Origin of the sequence: Rhodobium gokarnense, assembly GCF_025961475.1 — a bacterium.
Taxonomy (GTDB): Bacteria; Pseudomonadota; Alphaproteobacteria; order Rhizobiales; family Rhodobiaceae; genus Rhodobium; species Rhodobium gokarnense.
On the sequence record NZ_JAOQNS010000003.1, the window covers coordinates 491,745 to 503,761 of the forward strand.

Consider the following 12,017-nt stretch of genomic DNA (forward strand, 5'->3'; position numbering starts at 1 on the left):
GCCCCTTGAGGATGGCGCTCGGCAGGATGGCTCACAAGGGGGCTGCGACGATGCTGCCGCTGCTACCCGACGCGCTCTTCCAACAGCGCGGCGGCCTCTTCAACGGCGCGAAAGGCGGTGGCGAGCGCGATGCCGGCGCCGCAGCGCTGGCGCACCCAGTCCTGGCGAGCGAGCACGGCACCGGCAGCAAAGAGCCGAGAGCTGACGGGCCCGCCATCCGGCCCGAGCACCCGGAACGCATCGTCGACGAGGAGCCCGGCCCGGTTGATGGCGTGGCCGCGCGGATCGAAATAGTCCTCGCGGTACCAGTCGGCCCGCGTCTCCGGCTGCTCCACGGGAAGGTCGAGCAGCGTCTCGCGGATGCCGCCCCGCTCGGCCGCAAGCCCGCCGGAGAGGAACCGCCCGGTGGCAAGGATCACCGCCTCGGCCTCGACCGTGACCTCTCCGAAATTGTCGGTGAAATGGAGGATGGCGCCGCCGTCGCGCAGCTCGAGTCGCTCGACCTTGCGGTGCGGCGCCAGGACCAGCCCGCGCTCCGGCAGGACCTGCTCGAAAAGTTCCCGGAGCCGCAGCCCCGGCACGGCCGGCGGCATGGTCGGGATCTCGAAGATCGGCAGGCCGACAAGCCGCTCCATCTCCTTGTGCACCCTGTCGGGCGCGTGCACGCCGAGGATGGCGGGAAGGCCGACAAAGGCGACCTCGCCGGCCTCGCGCACGGCGCCGCGAATGCGCTCGGCAAGCGCCTCCCGGTGCGCCGGCACTTCCAGCGCGCGGGCCATCACCTCCGGATAGACCTCCGCGCCGGTCTCCATCTCCGGAAAGCCGAGCCGGGCGAATTCGAGGGTTGGCCAGATGGACTTGAAATTGGCGGCGAACTCCCGGGCGCTGAAACCCGGCAGGCCGACGAAATCGACGACCAGCGCCGGCTCGCGCGCAGCTAGCGCCTCGACGCCGGCGATCATCGTCGCCGGGACGGAAAGCGTCGGCTTCGACAGCCCGGCCGGCAGCAGCGCGCGAAGGTTTTCGCCGCCCGAAAGCGTGTAGGAAATCCCCATCTCCGTCACGGCCGCACAGAAGCGGGAAAAGGCAGCCCGGACGTCCGCGTCGGAGACGCGCGCCAGCGGGTGCTCCGGCGCCTCCGCACGAAGGCGCGCAATGCCGGCCCATGGATCGGCGAGCGCTGCGCCGTCGAGGTATCCGAGGAGGTCGAAATAGCCGGTGGTGTAGGCGAGCGGGCCGGTATTGCCGATCTGGTAGGGAGTGATGCCCCGGTCGAGGGCAAAGATGCTGGCGGAAAAGCCGGCAAGGCCAGAGCCGATGACGGCAAGCCTGGTCGAGTAACTGCGGTTCTGGGTGAACTCCATGGTCAGGCCGCCCCGCCGTCCGTCTCGTCATCGGCCACTGTCGCCGGCTCGGCAAGGTCGAGGCCCATCAGCCCGCAATGGAGCGTTTCGGCGAGTTCGGCCTGGGGCAGTTCCTTGCCCCAGAGCACCGGCAGGATGCCCTTGTAGCGTTCGGCAAAGAAATCGCGCATGTGGCCGAGGCCGGCCGGCGATCTGTAGATGCCGCGGTCGTAGAGATAGGAGGAGACGCGGATGCCGCAGAAGGAGCCCTGGCAGGAACCCTTGCCGACCCGGCTGCGGACCGCGATGGCGCGCAGCGTCATCTCGTCTTCCGCACCGGGGGCCTCGTCGACGATGGAATCGACGGCCGATTTCGGCACCATCTCGCATTCGCAAAGGATGGCGTCCGTTGGGTCCTTGCGGGAATACCAGTACCGGGCGGCAAAGCCCGGCGTCGTCCAGCGTAGCGCATCGCCGACCGGCAACCGCTCCTCAGCCGTACGGCAGGGACTGGTGTTGCCGAGCCGGGACGCGACAAGATCGCAGGTTTTCTCTGCCATCAGCCGGAACGTGGTGAGCTTGCCGCCGGTGACGGTAGCAAAGTTCGAAAGCCCCTCATCCTTGTGGTCGAAGAGTGAAAAGCCACGGCTCGCCTTTCGCCCGTCGGCGCCGCTGTCGGCCGCCATAAGCAGCGGCCGCACGCCGGAAAAGGCGCGGATGAAGCGCGCCGTCGCCAGGCCCGGCACCATGGCGATGCCCTCGGCCAGATTGCGGTCGACCTCGTCGACGGTCGGGCGCAGGTTTTCCAGCTCGGTCACCCTGTCCGACGTCGTGCCGAGCATGGAGACCGTGCCGCCCGGGACGAGAATATCGCCGTCGCCAGGTAGCCGGAGGCGGTTGATGACGCGTGTCGCCATCCGGGAATTGGAGATCACGAGGGTGCCCTTGGCATAGATCAGGCGGACGCTGTCGCAGCCGGCAAGCCGCGCGATCTCCATCGCCCAGGCGCCGGCCGCGTTGACATATTGCCGGGCGCGGATCGCGAACATCTCGCCGGTCCGGTTGTCGCGGCAGGAGGCGCCGAGGATCTCTCCGTCGCGCATCGCGAAGCCGATCACCTCCGTGTGCGGCAGGAAGCGGCTGCCGGCAACATCGCTCGCCTGGTTGACCTGTTCCAGCGTGATCCGGAACGGATCGATGGTCGCGTCCGGCACCGTATAGGCGGCAAAGGTTTTGTCCGACAGCACCGGTTCCAGCTCCCGCGCCTCGGCAGGCGAAAGCGCCTCCGACGGGATGCCGGCGGCAGAACAATAGCCGGCAAAGCTTTCTGCGAAGTCCGGGTCGTCGCCCTCCACGGCGACGAAGAGACCGCCGCATTCGTCGATGCATTCCGGCGCGATGCGCTTCAGGATATCGCCTTCCGCCATGCATTCGCGCGCCGTCTCCGTGTCGTTCGCCGCGTAGCGCCCGCCGCTGTGCAGGAGCCCGTGATTGCCGCCGGACGCGCCCGCATTGAGGTCGCGCTTGTCGACCAGAATCGAGAAAATGCCGCGCAGCGCCAGGTCGCGCATGATGCCCGTCCCGGTGACCCCGCCGCCGATGACGAGCACCTCGGTTTCCAGGGTCCTGGTTCCGTGTGGCGGACGGGAGATGGCGGGACGGGAATTCGATGGAGGCATGTGCTTTCCCGGCTAAATGTCTTGCAGCTCAGGTCCGAGATATTTGCGCTCAGTGTCGGCAAGGAGGCCCAGCGACAGGCAGATCAGGGTCCAGAAATGGACGACGTGGTAGGTGCCGCCATAGTGATGGCCGAGGTCCTCCATCTGCGAATGGCAGTTGTGGCAGGGCGTCATCACATAGGACGCATCGGTGGCGATGATCTGGTCGTATTTGCGCTTGCCATAGGCGCGCCGCTGCTCGTTCATGCCGGCCTGCAAAAAGCCGCCACCGCCGCCGCAACAGTAATTGGCGTTGCGGTTGGGCTGCATGTCGATGAAGTTTTCCTCACCAACGAGCGTCTTGACCACGAAGCGCAGATCGTCGGCCGCCGGATCGCCGATCGACTTGCGAATGAGCTGACAGGGATCCTGGAGGGTGAATTTCAGCCCCCTGGTGTTCCAGTCGGAGTTGACCGGCAGCTTTCCCTCCCGGATCCACTTCGCGTAGTAGGTGACAAGGCTCGCCGGCTCGAAATTCGCCTGCAATCCGAAGCGTTCAACACCCTTCCAGAGCGTGTAGAAGGAATGGCCGCATTCGGTGTTGATCCACACCTTGCAGCCGAGCCGGTTGATCGCCTCGACCCGCTTTTCCACCATCGCCCGCCAGGCCGCGTCGTCGCCGGTGAACATGCAGAAATTCTCCGCCGCCCAGCCGGAGGACGAGTAGGTCCAGTCGGCGCCCACATAGTCGAGCACCTTCCAGAGTGGGCCCATCTCTTCGGGCTCTACCGCCGGCTCGCGGGAGTTCTGGTTGATGAAGAAATGCGCGCCTTGCCTGTCGACGGGCGCCTGAAGGTTGGCGAAGCGCGGGTCGGAGGCGCGGATTTCCTCCAGCGTCTCCTCGACGATCTCAACGAAATCCTCCGGCATCACGCCCATGGCGCTGGTGCTGTCGGAGCGCATCTGCGCCTCGCAGGAGCGCACGATGCCGCTCGGTTTTTTTTCCTGGGGCCAGAGGCCCCGCGCCAGCCCGACCAGCACCGAGACGTCGATATTCATCGGGCAGACATGGGCGCAGCGCTTGCATTGGGTGCAGGTCCAGATCCACGGGGTGTTGGAAAGCTCCTCGTTGAGCCCGAGCACCGCCATGCGGATGAAGCGCCGCGGGTCCATGCCCTCCAGCCCGGAGGCCGGGCAGCCCGACGAGCAGAGCCCGCAGGCAAGGCAGGAATCGTAGCTCGCCCCGTCGGGCAAAAGCGCGTCGGCCTTCGCCTTGAAGTCGATGACGGGCATGACTGCGGCCGCGGATGCACCCGGCACGTGTCCCTCCTTGCGTCGTTCTCAGCCGGCCTTTTTCGCGGCCGGTCCGGTCTGCCCCGCCGTCAGGCGGGACGGTGCTTGGTGAGCGTCCGGCTGACCGCGTCGCGCCAGCCGGCGATCCGCACCTGCCGTTCATCCTCGTCCATCTGCGGCTCGAAACGCCGGTCGCGGACCCAGGCCTTCGAAAAACCCTCCATGTCCGGCCAGACCCCGGCCCTGAAGCCGGCGAGCCAGGCCGCGCCGACCGCGGTCGTCTCAAGGATCGACGGCCGGTCGACGGGGGCGGCGAGGATGTCGGCGAGCCGCTGCATGGTCCAGTCGGAGGCGACCATGCCGCCGTCGACCCGGAGCACGGTGTCGTCCGAGGCGCCCTGCCAGTCCCGCTTCATCGCTTCCAGGAGGTCAAGCGTCTGGAAGGCAACGGATTCCAGCGCCGCGCGGGAAAACTCCGCCGGCCCGGAATTGCGGGTCAGGCCGAACATGGCGCCGCGCGCATCGGCATCCCAGTGCGGCGCGCCGAGGCCGGTAAAGGCCGGCACCAGATAGACCGCCTCCTTGGGGCTTGCCTGCTCGGCGAGCGGGCCGGAGGCGGCGGCCTCCGCGATGATGCCGAGGCTGTCGCGCAGCCATTGCACGGCGGCGCCGGCAATGAAGATCGAGCCTTCCAGCGCATAGGTCGTCTGGCCGTCGAGGCGATAGCCGATCGTCGTGAGCAGCCGGTTCTTGGAGGCGACCCGCTCCGGCCCGGTATTGAGGACGGCGAAGCAGCCGGTGCCATAGGTGGATTTCAGCATCCCCGGCTCGAAGCAGGCATTGCCGATGGTCGCCGCCTGCTGGTCGCCGGCAACGCCGAGGATAGGGATCTCGCCGCCGAACAGCTCCGGCACGGTCGTGCCGAAATCGTCCGCCGAATCCTTCACCTCCGGCAGCATCGCCATCGGCACGTCGAGGATGCCGCACAGCTCCTCGTCCCAGCAATTGTCGTCGATGTTGTAGAGCAGCGTGCGCGAGGCGTTGGTGGCGTCGGTCACGTGCTCCTTGCCGCCGGTGAGATTGTAGATGACCCAGCTGTCGACCGTGCCGAAACAGACCGTTCCGGCCTCCGCCTTGGCGCGAAGGCCCTCGACATTTTCGAGCAGCCAGGAGAGCTTGGTGCCGGAGAAATAGGGATCAATCAGGAGCCCGGTCTTTGCGGCAAAGGTCGGTTCCAGGTCCCGCGCCAACAGCCCCTGGCAGAATTCGGAGGTGCGCCGGTCCTGCCAGACGATGGCCCGGTGCAGCGGCGCACCGGTCTCCCGGTCCCAGACGACGACGGTCTCGCGCTGGTTGGCAATGCCGATCGCGGCCACGTCCGCAGCGGTGATGCCGGCAGCGTCGAGCGCCTTGCGCGATGTGGCGACGACGGTCTCCCAGATCTCGCCCGCGTCGTGCTCGACCCAGCCCGACGCCGGGAAATGCTGCTTGAATTCCTGCTGGCTGACGCCCGCGACCTTCATGGCGCCGTCAAAGACCATCGCCCGCGACGAGGTCGTGCCCTGGTCGATGGCAAGGATATGCCCGGACATCTCTTCCTCCGGCAAATGCTATTCAAAAACGATGATATCGGATTCCTGGATGCCCGCCGGGGCGAAAAAACGTCCCGGCGGGCGATTGCCTCAGAGCATCGGAACAAGCAAGGCCTACTGCCAGCGCTTGATCAGGTCTTCATAGGCGATGGTCTCGCCCTGCGGCTTCTCGTTGTCGAGCTTGGCCTTCGGGCCGTCCGGCTTGCCGAGCCATTCGGACGGGTCCTTCGGCTCGTTCAGCCGCGGGCCGCAACCGCCATAGACGTTGGCGCGTTCGTCAGCCGCCTGCATGCGCGCCATCACCTGTTCCATCTGTTCGGCGAGGCGATCCATGGCTTCCTGCGGCGTGAAGGTGCCCGAGTTCACATCACCGATATTCTGCCACCAGAGCTGCGCGAGCTTGGGGTAATCCGGCACGTTGATGCCGGTCGGCGACCAGCGCACGCGGTCCGGCGAGCGGTAGAACTCCACGACGCCGCCGAGCTTCGGCGCGCGTTCGGTGAAGCTCTCGTGCCGGATCGAGGAGTCGCGGATGAAGGTCAGGCCCACATGGCTCTTGCGGACGTCGACGGTCTTGGAGACGACGAACTGGGCATAGAGCCAGGCCGCCTTGGCGCGATCCGTCGGGGTCGACTTCAGGATGGTCCAGGAGCCCACGTCCTGGTAGCCGATCTTCTGGCCGTCCTTCCAGTAGGGACCGTGCGGGCTCGGCGCGGCGCGCCACAGGGGCGTTCCCTCCGCGTCCACCGTGTTGTTGCCTTCCGACTGCGGCTTGACCATGTCGGCGAGGAACGCGGTGTACCAGAAGATCTGCTGGGCGACGTTGCCCTGGCTGAGCGCCGGCAGCGACTGGTAGAAGTCGTAGTCGGCCGCACCCGGAGGCGCATATTTGCGCAGCCATTCGTCCCACTTGCGGATGGCGTAGACGGAGGCCGGACCGTTGGTCTCGCCGCCGCGCGACACCGAAGCGCCGGACGGGTTGCAGGAGTCCTTCTCCATCCGGATGCCCCACTCGTCGATCGGGCGGCCGTTCGGTTCGCCCTGCGAGCCGGTGCCGGCCATCGACAGCCAGGCGTCGGTCATGCGCCAGCCGAGGTCCGGCGCGCGCTTGCCGTAGTCCATGTGGCCGTAGATGCGGACGCCATCGATTTCCTTGACGTCCTCGGAGAAGAATTCGGCGATGTCCTCATAGGCCGACCAGTTGACCGGCACGCCGAGCTCGTAGCCGTATTTGGCCTTGAACTTCTCCTTCAGGTCCTCGCGCTCGAACCAGTCCTTGCGGAACCAATAGAGGTTGGCGAACTGCTGGTCGGGAAGCTGATAGACGTCGCCGTCCGGACCGGTGGTGAAGCTGATGCCCATGAAGTCGTCGAGGTCGAGCCCCGGATTGGTGACCTCCTTGGCCTCGCCGGCCATCCAGTCGGTCAGGTTGACGGCGAGCTGCAGGCGGGAGTGGGTGCCGATGAGGTCGGAGTCGTTGACATAGGCGTCGTAGAGGTTGCGGTTCGTCTGCATCTGCGTCTGCACCGCCTGCACCACCTCGCCCTCGCCGAGGATCTGGTGGTTGACCTTGATGCCGGTGATCTCCTCGAACGCCTTGGTCAGCACCTTGGATTCGTATTCGTGAGTCGGAACGCCTTCCGACAGCACATTGATTTCCATGCCGGAGTAGGGCTCGGCGGCTTTGATGAACCACTCCATTTCCTTCATCTGCTCGTCCTTGGAGAGCACCGAAGGCTGGAACTCGTCATTGACCCATTTTTCCGCCTCTTCCATGCCGGCAAAGGCCGGCGCGGCCCCGGACACAAGTCCGATGACGGCGACAGTGGCCAGTAGTTTCAATCGCATGTAGTCCTCCCATCGATGTTTCGGCCCTCTCGGGGCCTTCATGTCGAACGAGACGGCGTCCGGCTTTTCCAATCCGGTTCGCCTCGCCGGTTTCGCCCCTGCGCCCGGGCCCCGGTCGGCCCCTGGCGCAAGGTCGATCTCTGGTCAGTGGCCTCAGACCCAGCGGAAGACCGCCACGGCAAATGCCACTGATAATACGGTTGCCCACCACAGCGGCGCAGTCGTGAGACCGAGCCAGCCAAGATGGATGTATGCAGCACTCAAAAGTGAAATGAACAGACGGTCGCCCCGCGTGGTGTCGAGGCCGAGCACGCCGTGCCGCGGCGCAAAGCCTGGCCGGGCCCACTCCCAGACCCGCATGCCGACGAGCAACAGCGCGATGACGACGAAGAAGGTCGCGGTCTGCCAGGTCCAGGCCATCCAGGAAAGATCCATCGTCAGACTCTCCCCAGGGCAAAGCCCTTGGCGATGTAGTTGCGCACGAACCAGATGACGATCGCCCCCGGAATGATGGTCAAGACACCGGCGGCGGCGAGCAGCCCGAGCTCGTAGCCGGACGTCGACGCCGTCCGCGTCATGACGGCGGCGATCGGCTTTGCCTCAACGGACGTCAGCGTCTTGGCGAGCAGCAGCTCGACCCAGGAGAACATGAAGCAGAAGAAGGCGGTGACGCCGATGCCCGAGGCCACCAGCGGCATGAAAATGCGCACGAAGAACCGCGGGAACGAATAGCCGTCGATATAGGCGGTCTCGTCGATCTCCTTGGGCACCCCCGACATGAAGCCTTCCAGGATCCACACCGCGAGCGGGATGTTGAAGAGGCAGTGGGAGAGCGCGACGGCCAGGTGCGTGTCGAAGAGGCCCATCGCCGAATAGAGCTGCAGGAACGGCAGCGCGAAGACCGCCGGCGGCGCCATCCGGTTGGTCAAGAGCCAGAAGAACAGGTGCTTGTCGCCGAGGAACCGGTAGCGCGAGAAGGCATAGGCCGCCGGCAGCGCGAAGGCGACCGAGATCACCGTGTTGATCAGCACATAGGTGATGGAGTTGATGTAGCCGTTGTACCAGGTCGGATCTGTGAAGATCTCCACATAGCTCTCGACCGTGAAGTTTTGCGGCCAGGCGCTGAAGCCGCCGAGGATCTCGTTGGTCGTCTTGAACGACATGATCAAGAGCCAGTAGATCGGCAGCATCAGGAACAGGATGTAGACGGTCGGGATCAACCAGCGCAGGCGGGTCATGACTTTTCGCTCCCCTGCATCATCAGCGTGTAGAACAGCCAGCAGACGAGCAGCGTCATCAGGAAGTAGATGAGGCTCATCGCCGCCGCGATGCCGAGATTGAACTCGCCGAGGGCCGCCTTGACGAGATCGATGGACAGAAACGTGGTGGTGTTGCCGGGCCCGCCGCCGGTCAGAACGAACGGCTCTGTGTAGATCATGAAGCTGTCCATAAAGCGGAGCAGGAACGCGATGGTCAGCACGTGCTTCAGCTTCGGCAACTGGATGAAACGGAACACGGCCCAGCGCGAGGCGCCGTCGATGCGCGCCGCCTGGTAATAGGAATCGTCGATGGACCGGAGCCCGGCATAGGCGAGCAACACCACCAGAGACGTCCAGTGCCAGACATCCATCAGCACCACGGTGAACCAGGCGGACATCGGCTGGCGCGTGAAGTTGTAGTCGAAGCCGAGCCAGTTGAGCCCGTAGCCGAGGAGGCCGATGTCGGGCAGCGCGAAGATGTTCCACATCGCCCCGACCACATTCCACGGGATCAGGAGCGGCAGCGCCATCAGCACGAGGCAGACCGAGGCCCAGATGCCGCCGCGCGGCATGGCGAGCGCGATGGCAACCCCGAGCGGGATTTCGATAGCCAGAATCACCCCGGTAAAGACGAACTGCCGGCCGAGCGAGGCGTGGAACCGCTCCGAGGCCAGCACGTCGCGGAACCAGCGCGCGCCCTCAAAGAAGAAGAGATTGTCGCCGAAGGTCTCCTGGACCGAATAGTTGACGACCGTCATCAGCGGCACGACGGCGTTGAGCGCGACGATCAGGAGCACCGGCAGCACCATGAACCAGGCGCCATTGTTCCAGGTCTTGTTCATGACTGGCGCGCTCCGCTGACGATCGCCCAGTCGTCGGCATAGATGTTGATGCCGGCGGGCTCGAAGGTGATGTGGGGATCGCCCGGGATCGGGTCGTGCTCGCCGACGATGACGGCAATGTCGGAGCCGTCGAGGGCGGCGTGGACGATCTTGCGGCGCCCGACATCCTCCACCTTGGTGATGGCAACGGGCATGCCTTCCGTGCCGAGCCGGACATATTCCGGCCGGATGCCGAGTTCGGTGCGCGCGCCCGGTTTCGGCGCCGGGGCATCCGCCAGCATGATCGTCTGATCGCCGATCCGCGCCGCCGCGCCGTCGAGCGTGACCGGCATGACGTTCATGCCCGGCGAGCCGATAAAATAGCCGACGAAGGTGTGGCGCGGCCGCTCGAACAGCTCTTCCGGCGTGCCGATCTGGACGATCTCGCCCTCATACATGACGACGACGGTGTCGGCGAAGGTCAGCGCCTCGGTCTGGTCGTGGGTGACATAGACCATGGTGTGGGCGAAGCGGTCGTGCAGCAGCTTCAGTTGCGAGCGGAGCTGCCACTTCATGTGCGGATCGATCACCGTCAGCGGTTCGTCGAAGAGGATCGCGTTGACGTCGGAGCGCACGAGGCCGCGGCCGAGCGAGATCTTCTGCTTCATGTCGGCGGTGAGCCCGCTCGCCTTGCGCTTGGCCATCGCGGTAAGGTCGAGCATCTCCATGATCTCGGTGACCTTCTTGGTCACTTCGGCCGGCCGCATGCCGCGATTGCGCAAGGGAAACGCCAGATTGTCGAACACCGACATGGTGTCGTAGACGACCGGGAACTGGAACACCTGGGCGATGTTGCGCGCCTCCGGCGCCAGCCCCGTCACGTCCTTGCCGTCGAACAGGATCCGCCCCTCGGTCGGGACCAGGAGCCCTGAGATGATGTTGAGAAGGGTGGTCTTGCCGCAGCCGGAGGGCCCCAGCAGCGCATAGGCGCCACCATCCTGCCAGGAATGGTGCACCTCCTTCAGCGCGAAGTCCTCCTCACGCTTCGGATGCGGCAGATAGGAATGGCGAATGTGGTCGAGGTCGATCCGGGCCATCAAAAAACCTTTACGCGGCCAGACGCGTGCCGTCGGTGGCGATGCCCCGCCCTTCGGCGTCGAACACCAGGATGTGGCGGGCATCGAGGAAGACCTCGATGATCTCGCCGGCGTCGAAGTCGTGGATGCCGTCGGTCAGCATCACCCAGTTGACGCCGGCATAGTCGAGATGGACGTAGCTCTCCGAGCCGGTGATCTCGGTGACCTCGACCCTGGCGCGAATGGGAACGCTCGTCTCGTCGACCTTTTTCAGCGACAGGTGGTGCGGCCGGAACCCGACCGTGTAGTCGCGGTCGGCAATGCCCCGATAGGCCGCCGGCACCGGGATGTCCGCCGTGCCCTCGCGGTGGAACATCGGCCCGGTCTTGTGGACCTCGATGACGTTCATCGGCGGATCGGAAAAGGTCTGGGCGGTGATCAGGTCGACCGGGTTGCGGAACACCTCCACCGTCGGCCCGAACTGGGTGACCCGACCCTCCGACAGCGTTGCCGTGTTGCCGCCAAGGAGCAGGGCCTCGGACGGCTCGGTCGTCGCATAGACGAAGATGGAACCGGATTCGGCGAAGATCCTCGGCAGTTCGGCGCGCAGCTCCTCGCGCAGCTTGTAGTCGAGATTGGCGAGCGGCTCGTCGAGGAGGACGAGTTCGGCGTTTTTGACCATGGCCCGCGCAATCGCCGTGCGCTGCTGCTGACCGCCGGAAAGGTTGAGCGGCTGGCGGTCGAGATAGGGCGTCAGCTTGAGGAGCTCGGCCGCCTTGCGCACCTCCCGGTCGATGACCTTCGGGTCGGTGCGCGCGATCCGCAGCGGCGAGGCGATGTTCTCGTAGACGCTGAGGGCGGGATAGTTGATGAACTGCTGATAGACCATGGCGACGTTGCGCTTCTGCACGGCAACGCCGGTCACGTTCCTGTCGTTGAACCACACCTCGCCGGAGCTCGGGCGATCGAGCCCGGCCATGATCCGCATCAGGCTGGTCTTGCCGGAAAGCGTCGGCCCCAAAAGGACGTTCAGCGTTCCGTTTTCAAGGCGCAGCGAGATGTCGCTCAGATGGGTCTCCGAGCCGACGACTTTCGCCACGGTTTTAAGTTCAAGCATTCTCCGGGGT

At 65.5% G+C, this 12,017-nt stretch carries 10 protein-coding genes; all 10 read right to left on the reverse strand.

Features of this window, described 5'->3' with window-relative positions; translation table 11 throughout:
• Positions 1-62: 62 nt before the first annotated feature.
• Complete coding sequence (gene glpB / locus M2319_RS07485; protein ID WP_264600819.1) at positions 63-1,364, reverse strand: glycerol-3-phosphate dehydrogenase subunit GlpB; 1,302 nt, start codon at positions 1,362-1,364, stop codon at positions 63-65.
• Positions 1,365-1,366: 2 nt separating this feature from the next.
• Positions 1,367-3,022: an anaerobic glycerol-3-phosphate dehydrogenase subunit A gene (gene glpA / locus M2319_RS07490; RefSeq protein ID WP_264600820.1), complete on the reverse strand. Its 1,656-nt coding sequence runs from the start codon at positions 3,020-3,022 to the stop codon at positions 1,367-1,369.
• Positions 3,023-3,034: 12 nt separating this feature from the next.
• Positions 3,035-4,294: a (Fe-S)-binding protein gene (locus M2319_RS07495; RefSeq protein ID WP_319801770.1), complete on the reverse strand. Its 1,260-nt coding sequence runs from the start codon at positions 4,292-4,294 to the stop codon at positions 3,035-3,037.
• A gap of 89 nt (positions 4,295-4,383) precedes the next feature.
• Complete coding sequence (gene glpK / locus M2319_RS07500) at positions 4,384-5,886, reverse strand: glycerol kinase GlpK (RefSeq protein ID WP_264600821.1); 1,503 nt, start codon at positions 5,884-5,886, stop codon at positions 4,384-4,386.
• 114 nt (positions 5,887-6,000) lie between these two features.
• Positions 6,001-7,734 carry an ABC transporter substrate-binding protein gene (locus M2319_RS07505; RefSeq protein WP_264600822.1) on the reverse strand — a complete coding sequence of 578 codons (1,734 nt, stop codon included), beginning with the start codon at positions 7,732-7,734 and terminating at the stop codon, positions 6,001-6,003.
• A gap of 153 nt (positions 7,735-7,887) precedes the next feature.
• On the reverse strand, positions 7,888-8,169 hold the full coding sequence (locus M2319_RS07510) for a DUF2160 domain-containing protein (protein WP_264600823.1): 282 nt from the start codon (positions 8,167-8,169) through the stop codon (positions 7,888-7,890).
• Positions 8,170-8,171: 2 nt separating this feature from the next.
• The gene (locus M2319_RS07515; protein ID WP_264600824.1) at positions 8,172-8,972 is read right to left on the reverse strand and encodes a carbohydrate ABC transporter permease; all 801 of its coding nucleotides are present in this window, start codon (positions 8,970-8,972) and stop codon (positions 8,172-8,174) included.
• Positions 8,969-9,835 (reverse strand): carbohydrate ABC transporter permease, encoded by an 867-nt coding sequence (locus tag M2319_RS07520; protein ID WP_264600825.1) that lies wholly within the window; start codon positions 9,833-9,835, stop codon positions 8,969-8,971. Before M2319_RS07520 ends, M2319_RS07515 begins: the two co-directional genes overlap by 4 nt.
• Positions 9,832-10,911 (reverse strand): ABC transporter ATP-binding protein, encoded by a 1,080-nt coding sequence (locus M2319_RS07525; RefSeq protein ID WP_264600826.1) that lies wholly within the window; start codon positions 10,909-10,911, stop codon positions 9,832-9,834. Before M2319_RS07525 ends, M2319_RS07520 begins: the two co-directional genes overlap by 4 nt.
• A gap of 10 nt (positions 10,912-10,921) precedes the next feature.
• Positions 10,922-12,007: an ABC transporter ATP-binding protein gene (locus M2319_RS07530; RefSeq protein WP_264600827.1), complete on the reverse strand. Its 1,086-nt coding sequence runs from the start codon at positions 12,005-12,007 to the stop codon at positions 10,922-10,924.
• Between the last annotated feature and the right edge of the window lie 10 nt (positions 12,008-12,017).